This window comes from Streptomyces sp. NPDC055078, from assembly GCF_053607985.1.
The window spans coordinates 1-20731 of the sequence record NZ_JBSGUP010000022.1; the positions used below are offsets into that span (position 1 = coordinate 1).

The window sequence follows — 20731 nt, forward strand, 5'->3', positions numbered from 1 at the left end:
GTCCCGCCCCGCGCGCCCGGCCGGTCTTTCGACCGACACGGGGCCTAGCCACGTCCGCTCCGGTGCACGCGTTCCGGCCGTTTGGGCGTTCCGCCCGGCCAGGCTCACGCCGTCCGCGTTCCCGCGCGGCCCTCCCGGTCGTACGCTGGAAGCATGTACGCACGGCGTCGACGTGCCTATTTCCTGCTGATGGGCGGGTGCCTGTTCCTCTTCGTCTCCGCCTGGGCCTTCGTCCGGCTCTGGTCGATCCCGGTGGCCGTCGCGATGTGCTTCGTCGCCATGGTCATCCCCCCGCTCGCGGCGATGATCGCCAACCGCCGGGGCCCGGAGGACCGCTGGTGGGACGACCCCAGCGGTGACCCCGAGTCCGACAAGTGGTGGGACGAACTGGACGGCAAGCGCCGCCCATAGCCGGTGGGCCGGTCAGGTCTGCCGTGTCGGCGGTGGCGAGCGCCGTCCTCACGAATGTGCCGAATGTGCGGTGCGTACGTCAGTAGACGAGGGCCTGAACCCCGTCCCCCATGATCTCGCTGACGAAGACCTGCGCCCCGGCGATCCGCACACCGTCGATGACGTCCTTCTCCGAGATCTCCCGGCGTGCCGCGCACTGGGTGCAGAGCGTGACCTGCCCCGCCGCCCGGATCGACTCGATCAGATCCGGCAGCGGCGCCGCGTGCGGCAGCTCGAACTCCGCCGCCCGCCCGGGGAGCGCGAACCACGACGACTCCCCGGTGAGCCAGAGCGACACCTCGACGCCACTGGCCGCGGCGACGGCCGCCACGGTGAACGCCTGCGAGCACCGCTCGGGCGCGTCGGCGCCTGCGGTCACCTTGATCACGAGCTTTTTGGCCATGGTGGAACTGTAATGCGCCGTCGCCGCAACTCCTTCGGCCGCCCGCGTGTCTGCTCTGTGCACGGAGGACGTTCGGCAGGTCTCGTGGAGGGGCTCCTTGGATACGCAGGACGCGGACAGACAGACCACGGCGGGCGGGCAGCCCCGGCACCCGGCCGGACGGCACCGGGAGGATCAGCAGGAGACAGGAGAGGACCGGGAGCACACGCCGGGGCCGGAATCCGGGCCGGAACAGGTACCGGAGCCCGAGCCGGAACAGGGGCCGGAGCCCGAGCCGGAGCAGGTCCCGGTGGTCACACCCTCGCGCCCGCGCGGTCGGACCGCCCTCATCGTCGCGCTCGCCGCCGTGGTGGGCATCGTCGGCGGGGCCGCCGCCGGCTACCACGTACAGGCCGGACGCCAGCCGACCCCGCTGCCCGCGCTGAGCCAGCCGGACCTCGGGTATCCGGCGAAGCCGCTCCCGGAGAGCGAGCGCCCGGCGCCTCTCCCGGCGGCCGAGGACCGCCAGGTCGGGCCGGACGGCGATCTGCGCCGACTACTGGTGCCCAAACCGGCGCGGGCGCGGGATACCAGCAGGGAATCCGGGCTGCGGGACGGCTGGGCGGACGTCGTGACCGAGTCCCTGCGCTTCGAGGACTCGGCCTGGGCGTTCAGGAATCTCCTGTCGGAAGACCTCCGCCGGATCGCGGGCTCCTCCTGGGAGCAGGGCGACCGGGAGACCGAGATCCGGCTCCTTCAGTTCCGCAGGAACCAGGCCGCCGTGGCCATGACGGCCGGACGTCAGATCTACCTACGGGGCGCCGGCGGCACCGGGGGCGAAGTGATCGACGACGGCCATCGCCTCAGGGGCAGCGGAAACGGCCGCTTCGACACCTACAAGGTCCCTGCACAAGCCGGCAATCAGTCGTACTACGAAGCCCATGCGATCTTCCAGCGCGGAGACATCGTGGCCGACATCTTCATCACCGACTCCCGGCCCATCGGTCCCCTCGACATCCGGGCCCTGGCCGAACGACAACTGGAACGCCTGTGAAGTCCGCCCTGATCCGTTTCGCCCTCCCCGCCGGACTCGTCGGCGCTCTCATCGCCGCCGGACTCGTCTCCATAGGCGTCAGCGCCGACGACGCCGACCGCACCGCTTCGACGAGAATCTGGGGCAAGTCCGCGGCCGCCCCCGTCCAGGACCCCACCCCGGACACCGTACGATCCCCGTCGGCGTTCGGCAGCCTGCTGCTTCCGGTGCCCGACGGCTACCGGCTCGGCCCGGATCTTGAGTTGTTCGGCAACGACGACGAGCGGTCCGGCGAGCAGGCGGTCGCGCTGCTCAAGGCGGAGAGCCGCGGTCTGACGGAGGAGCGGCGCCGGGCGAACGAGAGAAGCATCGACCGGCTCGGGATACTGAGCGTCGCCACTCGCTCGTTCACCTCGGTGGACTACAGCCTCGTCGTCCAGGTGCGGCTCGTCCGGTCGCGGAACGTGCAGCGGATGCGGGAGTACCACGACCTGCGGACTCAGCTCGCCCGTGCCGTGGGGCTGTCCAAGGGCCCGAAGATCAAGGGTCACCCTCAAGCCGTCTGCCATCTGCCGTCTGCGGACCTGCGCCCGGGCTCAGAGGGCGACGAGGACACCGGGCTGAACCGGCTGTCGTGTTCGGCGCATACCTCCGGCGTACTGGTGACCGTCGTTGCCCAGGGTGTCAACCCGTTCGACAAGTCCGCCGTCGCCGAGCTGCTGAAGCGGCAGCTCGACCGCATCGCGTCCCAAGGGGAGCGCATATGACCGGGCCCACCCGCCGTCCCGTGACCCCGGAGCGCGGGACCACGCCCACGCCCCGGCTGTCCGGCGACCCGGAGCCCGGGAATCCGCCCGGGGGAGAGTCACCCGCCCGCGATCGCCGGGCGCTGCGGGCCGTGGCCCGCTGGAGCGCCGCGCTTCTCGTCTGCGCGGGACTGGGCGCGGGCACCGCCTACGGTGTCGTCTCCCAGGAGCGCACTGACATACCCGGGCTCGGCACCGAGGACGACGGCCGCTGGGAGTATCCCCGGCTGTCGCTGCCCGCGCTGCCCCAGGGCAGTCCACACCCCTTCGCGGAGGAGAATACGGATCAGATCCACCACGCCGACCTGCGGCGGCTTCTGCTGCCGGCCCCGGGCGGCAGCAGGGCCGACGGGCGGCTGAACGGCGGCTGGACCACGGTGCGGCGGTTCGCCGCCGAGTTCGCGCCGGAGAACCGGGCCGCCGTCGCGCTGGCGCTCGATGACGCCTCCGTACGGCATATCGCGGCGCGTGGCTGGACCATGCCCGACGGCACGGCCTCCAGGGTCTATCTGCTGCGGTTCGAGTCGGAGCAGACGGCGGAGTTCTTCCTCGCCGGGGAGCTGGCCGCCGGGGTGACGGCCGGGCTTCCCCTCCACCGCACCACCGAGTTCGAGCCGGACCCCGAGTGGGGCAACGGCGGCTCCGACTCGGTGTCGGCGTACGTCTTCCGGGAGATCGCGCCGGCGGGCGGACACGAGACGCGCCAGGCGTACATCGTCGCCGGTGACACTCTCGCTCTGGTGATCCACTCCCGGGAGGGCGGCCGGGTCGCGGCCGTACCCTTCCACCAGACGGTCGTCCTCCAGAGTCAGCTGCTCAGCTGACCCGGGCTGACCCGGGCTGACCCGGGCGGACCTCACACCGGTTCCCGGGCCCCCACCCATTAGGCTGGGGTCCGGTCTGTGTTTCGCCCCATCGCCCCATCGTTCGTCCGCTCGCCCGCTCAACCGCTCACCCGAGGAGCACCCGTGCTTGAGATCTTCTTCGAGGCCCTGCTGGTCCTGGTCTGTGTCGGTGTCGGCGCGTTCGCCGTACTGACCGTGAAGAAGCTGTACCAGGGCCAGCGCTGACCGCTGCCTGAGACCACCGCCCACGCCCTAGCAGATCGCCAGAGCTGATCATGATCGAGATCCCGTCCGACCTGAACCCGGACCTCGTCCCCCTCGCCTTCCTCCTCGGGACCTGGGAGGGCGCGGGCGTGTCCGACTTCCCCGGGGCCGAGAAGTGCAACTTCGGCCAGTCCGTCACCTTCAGCCACGACGGCCGGGACTTCGTGGAGTACGCCTCGCACTCCTGGGTGCTCGACTCCGAGGGCAAGAAGGTCAGGCCGCTGGAGAGCGAGCACGGCTACTGGCGTATCGACAAGGACCGCAAGGTCGAGGTCGTCATGGTCCGTGACCAGGGCGTTGTCGAGGTCTGGTACGGCGATCTCGCCGATCAGAAGCCGCAGATCGACCTGGTGACCGACGCGGTCGCGCGGACGGCCGCCGCCGACCCGTACAGCGGTGGCAAGCGGCTCTACGGCTATGTGAAGGGCGACCTGATGTGGGTGGGCGAGAAGTCCACTCCGGACGTGCCGCTGCGGCCGTATATGTCCGCGCAGCTGAAGAAGGTCGTCTCACCGGAGCAGGTCGAGAACTGGGCGAAGGACCTGAAGGATCTCCCGGACGACGGAATCGCCTTCTTCAGGTAGGAGGTCGCCGCGCCCTGCATACACTGGAGGCGTGGTGAGCACCGACTGGAAGAGCGATCTGAGGCAGCGCGGCTACCGGCTGACCCCTCAGCGGCAGCTTGTCCTTGAGGCTGTCGACGCCCTGGAGCACGCGACACCCGACGACATTCTCTGCGAAGTGCGCAAAACCGCCTCCGGGATCAATGTCTCCACCGTCTACCGGACCCTGGAACTCCTCGAAGAGCTGGGTCTGGTCTCCCACGCCCATCTCGGCCATGGCGCCCCGACCTACCATCTCGCCGACCGGCATCACCACATCCATCTGGTCTGCCGGGACTGTGCGGGGGTCATCGAGGCCGATGTCGGGATCGCCGGGGACTTCACGGCCACGCTGCGCGAGACCTTCGGGTTCGAGACGGACATGAAGCACTTCGCGATCTTCGGCCGCTGCGAGAAGTGTGCCGCCGAGGCGACTCGGGAGGCGGCTTCCGGGGCCGCCCGCGAGGCCACCCGCGAGGCCGCGCCGACGGCGCCAGGGGCTTCGGCTGAGGCTTCAACTACTGAGTCGTAGGCTTGTCTCCATGAAGAGCCCACTGCTGTCCCTGCCCGGCGCCGTCCCCGCCGAGGGAGCCGACGAGGGGGTCGCCGCGCACTACGGCGATCTCTTCCGCGAACAGCGCGCCCTCGCGGACGGCACCGGCCTCGTCGATCTCTCGCACCGGGGTGTTGTCACCGTCACCGGGGGCGACCGGCTCGGCTGGCTCCATCTGCTGGTCACCCAGCATGTCAGCGAGCTGCCCGCCGGCCGGGCCACCGAGGCGCTGATCCTCACATCGAACGGCCATATCGAGCACGCGCTCTCGCTCGTGGACGACGGCGAGACCCTCTGGGCGCATGTCGAGCCGGGCAGCCAGGAGGCGCTCGTCGGCTATCTGGAGTCGATGAAGTTCTACTACCGGGTCGAGGTGGCCGACCGTACGGACGACTTCGCGGTGGTGCATCTGCCCGCCGGGTCGATCGCCGAGGTCCCCGAAGGGGTGGCCGTACGGGAGATGCCGCACGGCCGCGACCTCTTCCTGCCGCGCGCCGACCTGGAGTCCTTCGCCGCCGCGCACGGGCCGCTCGCGGGAATCCTCGCGTACGAGGCCCTGCGGGTCGAGGCCCACCGCCCCCGCCTCGGCTTCGAGACCGACCATCGCACCATCCCGCACGAGGTGGGTCTGATCGGTTCGGCGGTCCATCTGGAGAAGGGCTGCTACCGGGGGCAGGAGACCGTCGCCCGCGTCCAGAACCTGGGGAAGCCACCGCGCAGGCTCGTCTTCCTCCACCTCGACGGCAGCGAGGTGCACCTGCCGGGACCCGGCACCCCGATCCGGCTCGCGTCGGACGGCGAGGACGGCCGCAAGCTGGGCTTCGTCACCACCTCCGCCCGGCACCACGAGCTGGGGCCGATCGCGCTGGCGCTGGTGAAGCGGAATGTGCCGGTGGACGCGGAGCTGGTGGCGGGCTCCACGGCGGCGGCCCAGGAAACCGTGGTCGAGCCCTGACCACCCGGGGCTCCGCCCCGGACCGCCCCCTACGCCCTGCGGCGTGGGGGGACCCCCAGCGCCTCAATCTCCCCCAGAGCTTCGCCTGGGAGGGGCCCCCAGGCGGGGCTGAAGTTGTTCACCTGGGTGCGCAACTCCAGCCCGTCCGGCGTTTGAGGACACGCCCGGAGGGCGTGCCGTGCCACGGTGGTGCGGGTTTCGTGCACGGGGTGCGTACCGGTCGCTGGAGCTTAGCCCCGGTGGACCCTACACTCTGGTATCTCATAAAGCACCAGGTCAGACGGTAAGAACGCTCCGCACGACAGTTGGTCGCATGGAGCGTTCTTGCTGTCTGCGGGGGCTACGCGTCCGGTTCAAGCTCTCCGGGGACCGGGGCAGGCGTCAGGCCCACCACATGCTTGGGGCACGCGTAGAGGGTCACCGGGCCACCGCTCGCGCGCTCGATGTCCCGGACAGGGATGGGTACGGGTGTCCACCGCTTGCAGACGCAGCATGTTGCGCCGGACTCGGCGGGGGGTTCGCTGGTGATTGCGTCGCGTGTCATGCCGACACCCCCACCCGTGCCACGTGGGACGCGTCGAACGGGAACGGCACATCGTGCCCGAGGGTCGCCGCCACGGCCGATACGCGGCGCTGCCGCTTGCGGTCGGCGGCTTCCTTGGCGATCAGCCATGGTCCGATGCGGTGACCGAACGGTGTGGGTACCGAGCGGGCGAGGACGTGCGCGGGGACCGGGGTGCGTGCGGTGCAGATGACCAGGGGCGCGGGGTCGCGGTGCTGGGTGGCGAGGTACTCGGCGGTGTGCCGTCCAGGGCGGGTTCGGCGCGTCAACGGGAAAAGGTTCAGCACCCATACGAGGGCACGAGAGATACGATCACTCAACGTCGTTCAGCTCCCTTAAAGCTGTTTCGGCGAGCCCCGAGGGACCGGGCCTATTCGGTCCCTCGGGGCGCTTTCGCTTCTGAAGGTAATTATCCTGTACCCCCCTGTCCACCCCGAGGGGCGGTGCGGGGCGAATATGCGCCACGGGTGCTCCCTCGGTAACGTCACGGTGTGAAGTTCGACCCCATGCGCCCGAAGTGGCAGCAGATCGCGGAAGAGATCACCCGCAGGATTGAGCGCGGGGAGTACCCGGAGCGTTTCCAGCTCTCGGAGGTTCGGTTGGCTGCCGAGTTCGGCGTGAACCGCGACACGATACGCAAGGCGACGAAAGCACTTCGCGAGACCGGGTTGATCACGACCGTGCCGAACATGGGGACCTTCGTGCGTTCCGCAGAGGGCGACCAGGGCAACAAGTAGCCCCACCCGCCTACCAGGACTCGGCGGACGGGCGGGGCAGTCAGGGGCCTACTGTGCGCCCATGGTGTCTTCCCATTGCCCACGGGCCAGGTGAATGATTCCGTCCGGTGTGACGCGTGCCTGTGCGCCGTACAGGGGCAGTCCGCCCTCTGCGAGCATCCATGTACGGATGCGTTCCACGGTGTCCCACAGTCGTTGCGGTCCGCCCTGGTGCACGGTTGGCGGCTCTGTCCACTCGGCGGACGCTCGGGTCCATGAACCGTCGGGGTGGACCAGGTAGGCGGTCCGCTGTCCGTCCTCAACTTGGTAGTCGAGTTCGACACCGGGTGTGGTGACTTCCAGCATGGACCGGACTTCCCACGCTTCCGCCACGTCGACGACGGGATAGCGGCCCTTGCTGGTTTCGTCCCCGTCCGCTTCCCGGGCGAGTACGAACAGCTCGGACAGTGCGGGCGGATAGTCGTCCCCGGACCGGGTGAGCATGAACCCGGCCCAATCCCGTTCGATCCTGCCGACCACATCACCGTTCGCCTGTTTCCACCCGGTGAGAATCATGGTGGTCCGGGCCAGGGTGGTGACCAGCCGTCCGCCCTCACGGAGCGCGCCAAGCATGGGACGGAAGCCCGGGCCAGGGGTCATGCCCACGGTGGCAATGATCCGGTCGTAGACGCCCGGGATCTCCGCTGTCGCGTCCACCGCGCGGAATCGCGGATGGAGCCCGAGCCTTGCGAGGCGTTCCGCCGCCGCGCTGGTGAGATAGGGGTCAACGTCCAGACTGGTCACATGCCGATCGCCGATCCGCCGGGCGGCGTAGGCGGTGAGTCCGCCCGCCCCGGTGCCCAGGTCGAGCAGATCGAGACCGTCACCGAGCCTGCCATGGCGCAGCATCGTCACGACCAGGCCCGGCAGTGTTGCCGAGGACGTGGGCATTCCCTCGGTCTGGTCGCCGGGCTTGGCGTGGTCGGCGTGCAGGGGACCGACCCGGGTGATCAGCGATTGGTCCGAGTAGGCCGCCTTCATCCACGCGCCGGGGTCGTCCTCCCCGATCCGCAGCGACCACCCGCCGCTTGCGTTCCGTTCCCACCAGCGGGGCACCAGTTCGTGACGGGGCACGTTCGCTACCGGGGACAGCCACCGGGAATCAGGGTCGGTCACCTGTTGCGCAAGCTGCTGTGCGTGCCGTTGCCAATCCATGGTCATCACCCACTCTTGGGGTACTTGGGCAGACAGGCCGGGGTTTTGGCGGGGTTGCAGTCGTTCGTGTCGTTCGGGCTGCAAGCGGCCCGGGGGGCCGGGATGCTCTCGGCAAGTGCTGCCCATTCCTTCCCGCCGAGGAGTTCGGCGAGCCGCCTTTCCCGGACGTTACCGACCGGGAAGTCCCGCGAGAGGACACAGCCGGCGAGTTCCCCGGTCGGCAGCACTGCCGCGCGCCCTCGGGTGCAGTGCCCGCACATCTCCTTGAGCGTAGGCGACTGTCCGGGCGACGCACCACGGCCGATCGCGCGTACCCGGTCGGTCCGGATGTCCGTCACGCCCATGCCGACCAGTTCGGACCGTGCTTCCGCGACCCGCTGCCCATCGAGTACGTCCACGATTCCGACGTACAGGGAGATGCCCCGCCGAACGGCTTCCTCGATGTTGGTACGGGTGCGGAAGTAGCTTCCCGGCTTGCCGGTGATGGTGTCGTGTTCCCGGGGGTCGTCGCTGTAATAGCTGGTCGCCAGGGTCACCCCGTCCCGCTCCAGCAGTGGCCACCAGGACCACGCGACGTTGAAGAGGTTGGAGTACACCTGAACCGCGAGCCCGAGCGAGAGCGCATGTTCGGTGAAGCCACACCACTGCGGGTGGACGGTGGGTTCACCGCCAATCAGCTGGACACGCGCAATCCCGAGCTTGGCAGCGTCGGTGATCACCTGTCGCCAGTCTGCGGGGGTCATCGCACCGTGGCTCACCTGGGGACTCGACTCCGACAGGCAGTGTGAGCACGCGAGTTGGCACGTGCCGGTGATTTCCAACTCAAGCGTGCTGACTCCAGCAAACGGCCTGGCCGGGGACTCAGTGACTAACGTCATTGCCCTTCCCTTCCTTGGTGGGTCGGAACGTGTGACTGGTGTGGTGGTGCCTTGCCCGTCCGGCTGCTCACGGGAACAGCCGGACGGGGGATTGTGCAGGCCCTACGCCGCGATGCGTCCGGCCGTGGTGGTGCGACGGAAAATGTTGACCTGGTCGCGCTGGCCGTCCTCGGGACGCTCGTCGGCTGACCCGGTCCGGTCGGCTCGGGGTCGTCGGTGTCGGTCTCGATGACCTCGGGGATTTCGGGGATTTCGGTCTCGGGCTCGGTAACGGTCATGTCGGTCCCTCCCTCTCGATGGTCCGGACCCGGTCGGGTCCGGACCGTGCCCGTTCGGGACCGCCGAGGAACGGCAGCCGAACGGATGTCATGGATATGACCGGTTAGCCCGGGTCCGGTGCTCCGGGGCTGTGGTCGCTCATCCGTACTCGTTCGTGTGCGTGCTGGCGTCGTTCGTGGTTGCTTGCTTCGCGCATGAGGGCGCGGCGTTCGGCGGCGGCCTGGTTGTCTTTCGGGGTGGTGTGTTGTCCGCTCGCTGCTCTGGTCGCGTCGGCGCGTACGGCCTGGACGGTGTGGGATGTGCGTCTGAACATGTGGCGCTCTTTCTCGGTGGTGTTCCGGGCCCGTGCGGGCCCCTGGGGGTGGTGCCCGCCCCTGCCGGTTGATTGCTTGGGGAAGCATCGTTGGCCGGCACGGCAGGGGCGGGGGTCAGGGTGTCCGGCGCCGGGCGGCTCCGGCGGCGGAGCGGTCGCGTACCGGGACGTGCCATTCCGTGAGGGTGGTCTTGAGCCAGTAGTGGGCTACGCCGTAGGTCTGTGCGAGGTCGTCGAGGGTCACGCCCCCGACGTACGTCGCGATGACGGTGGCCCGTTCGGCGATGACGCGTTCCTGGGCGGCTTGTACTTCGGTGGGTGTGCGGCGGGGGGTGCGGTTCTCGCTGCTCCGGCGGGGGCGCTTGGGCATGTCGGGGACGCTCGCGCGGATGGTGTCGGCGTGGGCGGTGTTCTCGTGGAGGGTGCGGGCGTCGCTGACGCGGATGAAGCCGTCGATGTCCCCGGCGGCCGACCGGGCGCGCAGGGCGGCTTTCAGGGTGTCGCAGAGGTGGCAGGGGTGTGCGGGGCGTGGGCGGGTCAGTTCGGTGATCGCGGACATCGGTGCCTTTCGGGGTGGGCGGCCCCGGTCACCCACGCCGGGGGCGGGGCGGAGCGGGACGCCCGAGCGCCGTATCTGATGGATGGTCTGTACGGCACCGGCATGACGCGGCGGGGTCGTGTCCCCTCCCGATGCGGCGTGTGTTCTCCGTATCGCCGCTGCGGTTGGAGTTGGCCTCCTCTGCCCTGCGTGCCGTCAGCGGAGGAGAGGGGGAGTACGGTTCGGTGCCGGGACTGGCGATGCGGGCGGGTGCGGCCACCGGCCACGCGGCGAGCGCGTACCACCCGGTGACATCTGCGCCCACCAGCAGGACCGGGTTCCCGGTGACCAGCCGGCGGCGTGCCTCGTCGGGGGGCCCGTCGTCGTTCGCCCAGTCGCGGAACACCGAGGCAACGTCCCCGTTTCCCGTGTGTGCGGACGGTCCGGGGCGGAGCGCGGCGGGCCACGGCACCGACGCGGGGTCCGGGTCGAGCCCGTCCGCGATCCGCACTGCCTGTTTGCGCAGCCACCGCAGCACCCGCCCCGGATACGGGCTCGCGAATGTGCCGAGCACGTACCGTGCGGGCCGCCCGGTGCCGATGACGAGCCCTTCGGCGACGGCCTCGGCACGGTAGGCCCACGGCGGCCCAGCAGTCCCGGACCACATCACGTGCCCCATACCGAGCCCCTACGGCTCCGCGCGTCCACCTCGGCCAGAGCGGGCCGGAGTTGGTCCGCCACCGTGGCCGGACGAACGTCCGCACCGTGCGCGTCCCACTCGATTCCGCCCCCGGGCGGACGGAGGAAGTAGCGGCCCCGGCCCTCTCCATGACCACGCCAGGACCCTTCTACGGGTGTCATGTGCAAGGTCATCGACGGTGTGCCCGCCTGGTGCGCTCGTCCTCGGCGTTGCGGGCGCGCAAGATGTCGTAGCCATCCGCAGGTTCAACCGCAACGGGTCGCGCGTCCCACTCCAACCCGCCCCCCGGGGGCCGGAGCTGCCACAAACCGCCGACAGCCCCCTGGAACTCTCCGACCTTGCCGGTGGACGTGTCGTGCAGCAATTCCCCCAGCTCGGGGTTGTGCTCGCGCGCAGCGGGCACACCGGCTGCGGCATCGTTGAGGTTCCGGCGACGCGTCCTGTCCGCGTCCGTACGCCTGGTGGTCATCGTGGCCCCCCGGGGGGATTGTGAGGCAGGTCACGATGACCGTACGGCGATGACCGAGCGTCAAACCACAAGCGGAACAGCAGAGTTCGTCACACGAAGCGACGGGACTCCTACGGAACGTAGGACCTACTCGACGACTTGCAGATAGGCGGCCATGTCGCGCATCTCTTGGGTGAGAGTGCGCTTGCGCGAATGAAGGATGTCCCCCATGACGCGTCGGGCCATGGGCTGGTGCCTGATCCACTCAGCTCCCGTGACTTTGATTCCCGTCAACTCGTCCATGGCGTCCTGGTGCGAGCCGAGCAGCGTGTGGGCGCGGGCCACATCAAGCCTGTGCCGGGACCAATCGGCACCCTCAGCGGGATACCCAAGCTTTCGGAGCGCCTTGGGTTCCAGAACTCCCTGCACCGAACGGGCGATCACTTCCCGCGCGTCGCTCTGGCTCTGACCAGTTACCAGACAGTCCTCGATTGACTTGACTGCCACCTTGACGGGGCCGAATCCGCCCCACGTGGTGGGAAACGTTCGATCTTCCTTGTCCATCCCCGCAGCAGCGCGGTCCACCATCTTCCGCGCGTGCTTGGCCTCTTCGGGCCGGTTGTCGCGGACCGCAGACGCGGCGGCTCGCATCCACAGTTCACCCCAAAGTCCGACCCGTGCGCTGTCAACGTCGGTCATGCGTGGCTCCATGAAGGACGCAGTGGCGACCGCGAGTTGGTAGCACTCGCCAAAGCGGTCCTGCCGTAGCAGCAGCCACCCAAGCCCCACCACGCCCGTAGCTGCGACCTGCTGCTCTCCCGCTTCCCGGGCGAGCCGAATTCCCTCAGCGAGCGCGTGGTATGCCAGATCGTATTGACGGACCTGAGTCAGGTACTTCCCCGCGACCAGCAACGCGAGTGCGCGCGTCACGGTCGTACGGTGCTGCTCTGGGTCCTCGGCCATCAGCACGGCCGCTTCGGTCCTGCGCAGTAGGTCGGGCAACATCCGGGCCACAGACTCGAACCTGTCCGCACGGTAGAGCGCGTGAGTGTCCAGCACACGTTGGCGCAGATCCGGGACCGGTTCTTCGGGGCGCTCCGCCTCTCCCGGAGCGCTTGCCGAACCCGCAAGCACTCCATCAAGCCCGACGGGGGGCATGAGTGCCATGCGCAGCGCGAACAAGCTCTGGCGCGTCGTCTCGTCCCCTATCACAGGAGCCGGCGAGTCCGCTACGAACAACAGGCTCGTCGGGACCCCGAGCCCTCGCGCGATCGCATGCAATGTCTCGACGTAGGCACTCCCTCCCTGCTCGACCTTCTGCACTGTCGAGACCGACAGGTCCGACGCTGCCGCCAGGTCTTCCTGGTTCATGCCCGCACTGCGCCGGTACTTCTTGACGTTCCTCGCAAGCTCTGACATTGCCTCACCTCCCTTTCAATCCAAGGTACGCCGCACCAAACGACCACGGGCCCGTGAGGTTCCTACCCACCGGCGGACCACCAGGCACCACGCGACGGAAAGCGAGTTCCGCGATCCGGATTCACGCGGCAGGCGCAGAGAGCCCCGCCGAGCCCTTGGTGACGGGAAGCTCGGCGGGGCTGGACGTGCGCACCCCGGTGCGCGGATTCGGCCCGTACCGGAGCCCGGCGCCCCCCGGGCTCAGACGTCGAGCAGGACCGTGAAGGGGCCCTGGTTCACCAGGGAGACACGCATGGTCGCGCCGAAGCGACCCGTCTCCACGCGCGCGCCCAGCTCGCGCAGGCGGGCCACCACCTCGTCCACCAGCGGTTCCGCGACCGGGCCGGGGGCGGCCGCGTTCCAGGTGGGGCGGCGGCCCTTGCGGGCGTCCCCGTAGAGAGTGAACTGCGAAATCACCAGCAAGGGCGCATTCACGTCCGAGCAGGACTTCTCGCCCTCCAGGACGCGCAGGGACCAGAGCTTGCGGGCGAGCTGGGCCGCCTTCTCCGGCGTGTCCTCATGGGTCACTCCCACCAGCACACACAGTCCCTCGCCGATGATCTCGCCGACCGTCTCGGTCCCCGACTCGTCTGTCACGGCGACACTCGCCCCGTCGACCCTCTGCACCACAGCACGCATACAGACCAACCTATCTGCGGCTGAACGGGTGCAGACCGCCTGCGTCGAACGGTTCCGGAATGGCACGATGCACAGAGGCGGTGCATCCCCTCGGCCCTCCGGGCTTGGGGAGACCCCATGCATCGGTCGAGGGGACGGAATTACGCATATGAGCACATCTGGCACCGGGCAGCCGGCCGGTCCCGTATCGATTCCGGCACCCTCATCGCCGACGGCGACCGCCGTGACGGCAACCGCGCGGGCGAGGACCGTGACCGCCCACGCCCAGCGCCCGCCCCATCCGCGTACCGCCGAGGGGCCGCACGAGGCGCCGCCCTTCCCCGAGCCCCCGCACCACGACCTCCCCGCGCTGCGACTGCCCGAGCTGCGCACCCTGCGGCGGGACTCACAGCGGGACGAGGCGGATCTCAGCTATGTGCGGCGGCTGCTCCAGGGCCGGATCGACATCCTCCGCGCCGAACTGGCGCGGCGGACGGACCCCGAGGCGCCCGTCGTGGACCGGCTCTCCGAGATCCTCGCCGACGCGCCGTCCAGGCACCGCAGCTCCGCGCGCCATGTGACCCTGTCGACGCCGTACGGCGAGGAGTACCGCAGGCTCGCGGCCGAGATGCTGTCGGATGTGGAGCTGTCCGACCTCGACGCCCGTACGGACCAGGAACTGCACGAGGGGATGCGCCGGCTGATCCGCTACGAGCAGCAGGTCTCCCACCGCCGCCAGCTCCTCCAGCGCACCGCCGACGACTGCAGCGCCGAGATCGCCCGCAGGTACCGTGAGGGCGAAGCGCAAGTAGACGACCTGCTGACCTGAGGCGATCCTTCCGGAGGCGGGCGAACCGCCCCGGAGGCAGCCGTATGAGCATCACCCCGACCATGGACGCCCGCCCGACAGCAGCCGGCGGCCAGGCCCCGGTCCTCGCGGAGGTCGTGCGGTCCGGGTTCGTGGAGGGCAGGCACCGGGGGTCGCTGGTCGTTCTGGCGGCGGACGGCGGGGTGCGGCTCTCGCTCGGTGATCCCGCCGCCCCCGTCTTCCCGCGCTCCTGCGGCAAGCCCCTCCAGGCCGCCGCCGTACTGCGCTCGGGGCTCGACCTCGGCGGCGAGCGCCTCGCGCTGGCCGCCGCCAGCCACTCCGGCGAGGTCTTCCACCTCGATCTCGTCCGCAGGATGCTCGCCGAGCACGGCCTCACCGCCGGTGAGCTGGGGACCCCGCCCGATCTGCCGCTGGACCCGGCGGAGGCCGAGAGTTATCTCGCCGCCGGGCGCGCACGGGAGCGGATCACCATGAACTGCTCCGGCAAGCACACGGCGATGCTCGCGGCCTGTGTCCGCAACGGCTGGGACCGTACGACCTATCTCGACCCCGCCCATCCGCTCCAGCGGCTCGTCCACGAGGTGGTCGAGGAGGTGTCGGGGGAGCGGGTCGCGGCCACCGGCACCGACGGCTGTGGCACGCCCGTACCGGCGATCGGTCTGACGGGGCTCGCGCGGGCGTTCCGGGCGCTCGTCCTGGCGGACCCCGCATCGCCCGAGCGGCGGGTCGCGGACGCGATGCGCGCGCACCCCGAGTATGTGGCGGGTACCCGCAGGGCCGACACCTGGCTGATGCGCGGGGTGCCGGGCGCGCTCGCGAAGATGGGTGCGGAGGCCGTGCAGGCGGTGGCGCTCGCGGACGGCAGCGCCCTGGCCTTCAAGATCGACGACGGGGCCTCCCGGGCGCTCGGCCCGGTGCTCGCCAGGGGCCTCGCCCTGATGGGGGTGGACGCCCCGGTGGTCGCGCGGATCGGGCGTTCACCGCTGCTGGGCGGCGGCGCCGAAGTCGGTGGAATTCGCGCGACTTTCTGAGGAGGCTGCGCCTAGCGTAAGGCGTATGACCCCTGAGACCCGTGTAGTCACCGAGTCCGAGTTCCCCGACTGGCTGCGGGCCCTGGCCACCGGCTTCCTCCTCCCGCCGACCCCGTCCGACGAGGAGATAGCGGGCCGCCGCGCGGGCGTCGAGCTGTCCCGTACATACGGAGCCTTCGACTCCGGCCGCTGTGTGGCCACCTATCGCACCTTCCCCCAGCAGCTCACGGTGGTCGGCGGCGCCCGGATCGCGTCGAACGCCGTCACCAACGTCACCGTCTCCCCGACCCACCGCAGGCGCGGGCTCCTCAGCCGGCTGATGTCGGCGGACCTGAAGACGGCCAAGGAGCGCGGCGACGCGGTCGCCTCACTGGTCGCCGCCGAGTACCCGATCTACGGGCGGTACGGCTTCGGCCCGGCCACCTCGTCCGCCGAGTGGTCCGTCGACGTCCCCCGTACGGGGCTCGACCCGCGCCGGTCGGGCCCCGCCGGCGCGGCGGAAGGCGCCCGTATCGACCTGGTGGATGTCACGGACGTCCGCAAGCTGGGCCCGGAGCTGCACAACCGGCTGGCCGCGCGCCAGCCCGGAGTCGTCAGCCGCGACGAACGCAAGTGGCAGCTCGACACCGGCCAGGTCCGGGTGCCCAGCCAGCCGTGGACCGAGCCGTTCTGCGCGGTCTACCGGGCGGCGTCCGGTGAGATCGAGGGGCTGATCGTCTACCGGGCCGACGACAAGTGGGGCGAAGGCAAGCAGCCCCTGAACACGGCGAAGGTCTCCGATCTGCTGGCCGTGACCCCCGCCGCCGAGCGGGCGCTGTGGCACTACGTCTGCTCGATCGACTGGATCACCACCGTGCGGACGGGGTACCGCGCCCCGGACGATCTGCTGCCCCGGCTGCTGCCCGACCCGCGCTCGGCGCGGATGCTGACCTGTGTGGACTTCATGTGGGTACGGATCCTGGATGTCGTACGGGCGCTGGAGGCGCGGACGTACGGGACGTCCGCCACCCTGGTGCTGGAGATCCGTGACCGGCTCGGGCTCGCGTCCGGGCGGTTCCGGCTGGAGACCTCACCCGAGGGCGCGGTCTGTGCCCCGACGGCCGAGGAGCCGCATCTGACGCTGGACGTACGGGAGTTGGGCGCACTGTATCTGGGCGACGAGTCGGTGACCCGGCTGGTGGCGCTGGGCGAGGTGGAGGAGAACCGGGCGGGTGCGGCGTCGGCGGCGGAGTGGGTGTTCCGTACGCCGAGGCGGCCGTGGTGCCCCGACGTCTTCTGAGAGGTCCGTCGGCGGGCGTCGGCCTGTCGGTGCGTGCCGGTGACCGCTGGTGCCTGCCGGTGCCTGCCGGTGAGGCCGGAGCTTGCCGGCAGGCATGGCGGGCGGGCCGGGTCAGGTGCCGGTGGACACCATCGGGGCCATCAGCAGAAGTCCGCCGATCCCCGTGCAGGTGGCGTTCTCGGACTTGATGCCGACGGCGACCAGCGCCAGCCCCAGTGCGGCCACGAAGCCGAACCGCACTTGCACATACTGCTCTACGACAAGGGTGATCAAGGGCACGGCGATCCCTCCTCGGGCTGGGGAGCGGAGCGGCAGGGAGTGCGGGCGAGCCGCGTGAAGCACCCCGTACGACGGTGGACGGGAAGCCGGGAAGCGCGAGGAAGCCATGGCAACTCGGCCAAGTGGCGACCAACTTCATTAAAGTTGTCCCCACTTGGTCATGTCTTATAAACAACTCTCAGACATCTTCCGGTAGATGGTCGGAAGTTGTAGCGTTCTGTTGTGACGTCTGAGCACCATGCAGTCAGCGCAGTAGAGGGAGCGCGGAAGCCCTCGCCCATCGAGGTCGCCGGGGTCCTGACCGAGCGCATCCGCGCCGGGCGGCTCAGAGACGGTGAGCGGATGCCGACGCAGGAGACCCTGGCGGAGGAGTTCGGCGTGGAGCGCCGCACGGTCCGGCAGGCCCTTCAGCTCCTGCGGGAGGCCGGGCTGCTCACCGAGGCCGTCAAGGGCGCCCCCGCCCGGATCACGCTCCCGCCCCCGGCCGGCTCGTCCGTCGAGGAGCCGCAGCAGACCGACGCCGGGCTCGGACCGCGGCTGATGGAGGCGTTCCGGGCGCGCGAGGTCCGTATCGACGCGATCTGTCTGACCGCCGAGTCGCTCAATCTGGCCATCGCCGAACCACTGAGGCTGATGCGTACGGGCCGGCTCGCGCCGAGGTCGGTCCGGGTCCGGCTGCTGCTGCCGTCACGCCATCTGGAGCTGGCCTTTCCCCGCCCGGCCGAGAAGTCCGGCGACGAGCGGCTGGTCCACGAGCACTGGCTCGCGCTGCGCAACAGCCACGGCCGGGTGCTGCGCTCCAGCCTGCGGGCCCTGCGCACCACCCGTGACCTCGATGTGGAAGTGACGCTCAAGGCGCTGCCGTTCACCCCGCCCGTGAAGCTGTATCTGCTGAACGGCGCCGAGGCCCTCTTCGCGTACTACACGGTGAAGAAGCGCGAGGAGCGCATCGACGACACCCCCACCGAGATCTACGACGCGCTGGGCAGCGACTCGGTGCTCTTCCCCTTCGAGCGGGGCGGGGAGACGCGGGACGAGATCTTCGTCACGCAATCGCAGGCGTGGTTCGACGGTCTCTGGGGCACGCTCGCCATGGACATTACCCTCGGCAGCTGATCGTACGGCGTTCGCGCGAACGGCTCTGTGCCGTACTGTGCTGTGCCCGCGCTGTGCCGCGCCATGCGAACCCCGGCTGCTGCCGAGGCCACCATGGGACACGACGGCATGGCGGGTCCGGCCGCTGCCCCGATGGACGGAGCGATGTGACTGGCTCGCACCCGACCGCTGTGCTCGGCCTCTTCGCCACCGCCAAGTGCGTCCTCTTCGACTTCGACGGGCCCGTCTGTCATCTCTTCGACGGGCATCCGGCATCCGGCGTCGCCGCCGAGCTGAGGGTCTGGATCAGCCGGAACGTGCCGGGTGACGTCTCGGTCGCCAGGGAGTTCGCCGACGATCCCCTCGCCCTGCTGCGGGCCACGGCCGCCCAGTACCCGGGCAGCGATCTGGTGGCCGAGATGGAGTCGCAGCTCGCGGCCCAGGAACTGCGGGCGACCCGGACCGCCGAGCCGACCGAGGGCACCGCCCCGCTGATACGCAGGCTCGCCGCCAGCGGCTTCCGGCTGGCCGTCACCACGAACAACTCGGCGCGGGCGGTGCGGCGGTATCTCGACCGGGTGGGCCTCGCGGAGTTCTTCGGCGGCCATATCCACGGCCGGATGCCCGACCCCAAGCTGATGAAGCCGGACCCGTACTGCCTGCGGCGGGCCCTGGACACGACCGGCTCGACCGCTGCCGAGTCCCTGATGATCGGGGACTCGGCAGCGGACTGCGAGGCCGCGGCCCAGCTCGGCGTCCCCTTTCTCGGCTACGCCCGCAACGCGGCGAAGCGCGAGCAGTTGCGGGCGGCGGGGGCGACGGAGATCGTAGCCACGATGTCGGAGCTGCTGAGTGTGCTCGACGTGCTGGAGCAGGGGCAGTCGGGACTGTCGGGGCAGTAGGGGCTGTGGGGGGCGCGGTTGCCGCGCCGGCAGCAGGGCCAGGAGGGCCAGGAGGGCCGGCACGGGCCACAGGTGCCGTACGGACAGCACTGGCCGCGCCGGCCGCACCGGTCGCAGTGGGACGACGGCCAAGTCCTGCCAACTCTTGTGGACGGCCGCTGACCGGGGCCGAGTTACGCCGAGTTGGCCGATGCTGTCAGCCGGCTGACGGGAGTTGTCCGGCTGTTGTAACTTCACTGGGCGCGACCACGAGCCGCGACCACCCGCCGTGGCCACGAGCCGCGACCACCCGCCGTGGCCACGAGCCGCGACCACCCGCCGCAGCCATCAGCCCGTGACCACATGAGCAGAGCCGACGTTTGCGGAGTTGATGCTTCTCACAGAAGTGACATCGCCGAAAGCACCTCCGCCGGATGGCCGGAAAGGTAGCTTCCTCGCAGCACTTCCTCTGTCACTTCCTCATCCCGAACACCAAAAGCACCAAGGGCACCAGCGATGACAGATGAGACAGCCGATGAGCCGGCTGATGGGACCGCTGATGAGACGGCCTCGGACGCCCGGCGGCGGGCGGGTGCGCTGAGCCGGGACGACCGGGGAGTCGTAGGGCCGCTCAAGGGCTACCACCATGAGACCTATGCCTTCCCGCTGCCCCCGGAGAACCCCCTGCACCCCAGGTTCGAGCGGGGGAAGCTGCGGGCGCCCCGGCCGGGTGCCCTCTGGTACGACCGGCGGTGCTTCGCGTCCGAGGACCGGCTGCTGATCGCGCTGCACGGCCGGATCTCCCGGATTCCGGAGACCGTCGAGGTCGCCGAGAACGTCTTTCTGCAGGGCTTCATCGAGGGCCGCCCGCTCGGTGGCCGAACCCTCGGCAGCCGCTCACTCGGCGGCGGCGCGCTCCCGGTCCGCTCGCTCTCCCTGCGCCATGAGCGCCAGCTCGGCCGGCTCTTCCAGGAACTGGTCTCGATCAAGACGGACGAGCTGGACCAGGTGCCCCGTACCTGCGATCCCGGCGGACCGCCCGCGGACAGCGAGGACTCGACCGGGTTTCTGCGCAGGCTCATCGAGTTCACCCGCGAACGGGTCCACGGGGACAACGCCGACACATACGGCGAGCTGTTCGACCGGCTCGGTGTGCGCGTCTCCGCGCTGGACGCCCTCGTCAGCGGGCCGGGCGATGAACTCACCAACCGGCCCTTCACCCTCGTCCACGGCGATCTGCACCGCCACAACTTCATCGTCGACACCGAGGGCGACCTCTGGACCATCGACTGGGAACTCGCCATGATCGGCGACCCGTTGTACGAACTGGCGACCCATCTTCATCTGATGCGTTACGGACAGCGCGAGGCCCAGAGCATCAGCCTGCGCTGGGCGACCGCCGTGGAGAGCGTGCTGCCCGGCAGCTCCCGGGCCTGGGTGCGCGATCTGCCGCGCCTTCTGCGCTACAAGCGCGTCCAGTCGGTGTTCACCGACGTCATCCGCGCGGCCCGGGTGCTGGGCCCGCGCACCGATCCGCATCTGCGGGCCCTGCCCCGCGCCGCCTGGAAGGTCCGGCGGGCGCTGGCGGCGGCGAGGGGACCGCTGGGTCTTACGAGCGTGCCGACACTGCCCCAGGTGATGTCCGTCTACGGAAACTGGCTCCGGTCGGCGGGCGGCTGAGGGACCGCAACCGGTCGGCGCCGGGCCGAGGGACCGTACGGG

25 protein-coding genes are annotated in these 20731 nt (G+C 70.1%); 14 read left to right on the forward strand and 11 right to left on the reverse strand.

Annotated features, from left to right (window positions below; translation table 11 throughout):
• Window positions 1–153: 153 nt before the first annotated feature.
• The gene (locus ACWF94_RS03755; protein WP_453484337.1) at window positions 154–411 is read left to right on the forward strand and encodes a DUF3099 domain-containing protein; all 258 of its coding nucleotides are present in this window, start codon (window positions 154–156) and stop codon (window positions 409–411) included.
• Between the two features lie 79 nt (window positions 412–490).
• Here the strand turns inward: ACWF94_RS03755 and ACWF94_RS03760 are convergent, their stop codons facing one another.
• Window positions 491–853 (reverse strand): DsrE family protein, encoded by a 363-nt coding sequence (locus ACWF94_RS03760; protein ID WP_453484339.1) that lies wholly within the window; start codon window positions 851–853, stop codon window positions 491–493.
• Window positions 854–950: 97 nt separating this feature from the next.
• Between ACWF94_RS03760 and ACWF94_RS03765 the strand changes: the two genes are divergently transcribed.
• The 6 genes from ACWF94_RS03765 (at window position 951) to ygfZ (ending at window position 5890) form a co-directional block, all read left to right on the forward strand.
• On the forward strand, window positions 951–1886 hold the full coding sequence (locus ACWF94_RS03765) for a hypothetical protein (RefSeq protein ID WP_453484341.1): 936 nt from the start codon (window positions 951–953) through the stop codon (window positions 1884–1886).
• Window positions 1883–2632: a hypothetical protein gene (locus tag ACWF94_RS03770; RefSeq protein WP_453484343.1), complete on the forward strand. Its 750-nt coding sequence runs from the start codon at window positions 1883–1885 to the stop codon at window positions 2630–2632. Before ACWF94_RS03765 ends, ACWF94_RS03770 begins: the two co-directional genes overlap by 4 nt.
• Window positions 2629–3495, forward strand: coding sequence for a hypothetical protein (locus ACWF94_RS03775; RefSeq protein WP_453484345.1), 867 nt, complete (start codon window positions 2629–2631; stop codon window positions 3493–3495). The genes ACWF94_RS03770 and ACWF94_RS03775 overlap by 4 nt, the downstream gene beginning before the upstream one ends.
• A 296-nt stretch (window positions 3496–3791) precedes the next feature.
• Window positions 3792–4364, forward strand: coding sequence for an FABP family protein (locus ACWF94_RS03780; protein ID WP_453484347.1), 573 nt, complete (start codon window positions 3792–3794; stop codon window positions 4362–4364).
• A gap of 31 nt (window positions 4365–4395) precedes the next feature.
• Complete coding sequence (locus ACWF94_RS03785; protein WP_453484348.1) at window positions 4396–4914, forward strand: Fur family transcriptional regulator; 519 nt, start codon at window positions 4396–4398, stop codon at window positions 4912–4914.
• A 10-nt stretch (window positions 4915–4924) separates the two neighbouring features.
• Complete coding sequence (gene ygfZ, locus ACWF94_RS03790; RefSeq protein WP_453484350.1) at window positions 4925–5890, forward strand: CAF17-like 4Fe-4S cluster assembly/insertion protein YgfZ; 966 nt, start codon at window positions 4925–4927, stop codon at window positions 5888–5890.
• Between the two features lie 340 nt (window positions 5891–6230).
• Here the strand turns inward: ygfZ and ACWF94_RS03795 are convergent, their stop codons facing one another.
• Window positions 6231–6434: a hypothetical protein gene (locus ACWF94_RS03795; RefSeq protein WP_453484351.1), complete on the reverse strand. Its 204-nt coding sequence runs from the start codon at window positions 6432–6434 to the stop codon at window positions 6231–6233.
• A complete protein-coding gene (locus ACWF94_RS03800; protein WP_453484353.1) occupies window positions 6431–6721 on the reverse strand; it encodes a hypothetical protein in 291 nt (96 codons plus the stop codon). The genes ACWF94_RS03795 and ACWF94_RS03800 overlap by 4 nt, the downstream gene beginning before the upstream one ends.
• 222 nt (window positions 6722–6943) lie before the next feature.
• On the opposite strand from ACWF94_RS03800, the gene ACWF94_RS03805 reads away from it, so the two are divergent.
• On the forward strand, window positions 6944–7189 hold the full coding sequence (locus ACWF94_RS03805) for a GntR family transcriptional regulator (protein WP_453484355.1): 246 nt from the start codon (window positions 6944–6946) through the stop codon (window positions 7187–7189).
• A gap of 48 nt (window positions 7190–7237) precedes the next feature.
• On the opposite strand, the gene ACWF94_RS03810 is transcribed toward ACWF94_RS03805, so the two are convergent.
• From ACWF94_RS03810 to dtd, 7 genes are all read right to left on the reverse strand, one after another.
• A complete protein-coding gene (locus ACWF94_RS03810) occupies window positions 7238–8383 on the reverse strand; it encodes a methyltransferase domain-containing protein (RefSeq protein ID WP_453484392.1) in 1146 nt (381 codons plus the stop codon).
• Window positions 8384–8388: 5 nt separating this feature from the next.
• Window positions 8389–9261, reverse strand: a complete 873-nt coding sequence (locus tag ACWF94_RS03815; protein WP_453484357.1) for a radical SAM/SPASM domain-containing protein — start codon at window positions 9259–9261, stop codon at window positions 8389–8391.
• A gap of 382 nt (window positions 9262–9643) precedes the next feature.
• Window positions 9644–9853 (reverse strand): hypothetical protein, encoded by a 210-nt coding sequence (locus ACWF94_RS03820; RefSeq protein WP_453484359.1) that lies wholly within the window; start codon window positions 9851–9853, stop codon window positions 9644–9646.
• Window positions 9854–9968: 115 nt separating this feature from the next.
• Window positions 9969–10412 (reverse strand): hypothetical protein, encoded by a 444-nt coding sequence (locus ACWF94_RS03825; protein WP_453484360.1) that lies wholly within the window; start codon window positions 10410–10412, stop codon window positions 9969–9971.
• Between the two features lie 28 nt (window positions 10413–10440).
• Window positions 10441–11070, reverse strand: coding sequence for a hypothetical protein (locus ACWF94_RS03830; protein ID WP_453484362.1), 630 nt, complete (start codon window positions 11068–11070; stop codon window positions 10441–10443).
• 616 nt (window positions 11071–11686) lie between these two features.
• Window positions 11687–12958: a helix-turn-helix domain-containing protein gene (locus ACWF94_RS03835; protein WP_453484364.1), complete on the reverse strand. Its 1272-nt coding sequence runs from the start codon at window positions 12956–12958 to the stop codon at window positions 11687–11689.
• 240 nt (window positions 12959–13198) lie between these two features.
• Complete coding sequence (gene dtd / locus ACWF94_RS03840; protein WP_453484365.1) at window positions 13199–13636, reverse strand: D-aminoacyl-tRNA deacylase; 438 nt, start codon at window positions 13634–13636, stop codon at window positions 13199–13201.
• A gap of 148 nt (window positions 13637–13784) precedes the next feature.
• On the opposite strand from dtd, the gene ACWF94_RS03845 reads away from it, so the two are divergent.
• The 3 genes from ACWF94_RS03845 to ACWF94_RS03855 are packed head-to-tail and all read left to right on the forward strand — an operon-like array spanning window position 13785 to window position 16754.
• The gene (locus ACWF94_RS03845; protein WP_453484367.1) at window positions 13785–14444 is read left to right on the forward strand and encodes an RsiG family protein; all 660 of its coding nucleotides are present in this window, start codon (window positions 13785–13787) and stop codon (window positions 14442–14444) included.
• Between the two features lie 44 nt (window positions 14445–14488).
• The gene (locus ACWF94_RS03850; RefSeq protein ID WP_453484369.1) at window positions 14489–15475 is read left to right on the forward strand and encodes an asparaginase; all 987 of its coding nucleotides are present in this window, start codon (window positions 14489–14491) and stop codon (window positions 15473–15475) included.
• Window positions 15476–15500: 25 nt separating this feature from the next.
• On the forward strand, window positions 15501–16754 hold the full coding sequence (locus ACWF94_RS03855; RefSeq protein WP_453484370.1) for a GNAT family N-acetyltransferase: 1254 nt from the start codon (window positions 15501–15503) through the stop codon (window positions 16752–16754).
• Window positions 16755–16865: 111 nt separating this feature from the next.
• Here the strand turns inward: ACWF94_RS03855 and ACWF94_RS03860 are convergent, their stop codons facing one another.
• Complete coding sequence (locus tag ACWF94_RS03860; RefSeq protein ID WP_453484372.1) at window positions 16866–17033, reverse strand: hypothetical protein; 168 nt, start codon at window positions 17031–17033, stop codon at window positions 16866–16868.
• A 222-nt stretch (window positions 17034–17255) separates the two neighbouring features.
• Here ACWF94_RS03860 and ACWF94_RS03865 point away from each other — a divergent pair, with 222 nt between their 5' ends.
• The 3 genes from ACWF94_RS03865 (at window position 17256) to ACWF94_RS03875 (ending at window position 20689) form a co-directional block, all read left to right on the forward strand.
• Window positions 17256–18149, forward strand: a complete 894-nt coding sequence (locus ACWF94_RS03865; protein ID WP_453484374.1) for a GntR family transcriptional regulator — start codon at window positions 17256–17258, stop codon at window positions 18147–18149.
• A 146-nt stretch (window positions 18150–18295) separates the two neighbouring features.
• Entirely contained in the window at window positions 18296–19030 is a 735-nt protein-coding gene (locus tag ACWF94_RS03870) for an HAD family hydrolase (protein WP_453484376.1), read from the forward strand.
• Window positions 19031–19525: 495 nt separating this feature from the next.
• Complete coding sequence (locus ACWF94_RS03875) at window positions 19526–20689, forward strand: phosphotransferase (RefSeq protein ID WP_453484377.1); 1164 nt, start codon at window positions 19526–19528, stop codon at window positions 20687–20689.
• Window positions 20690–20731: the final 42 nt, after the last annotated feature.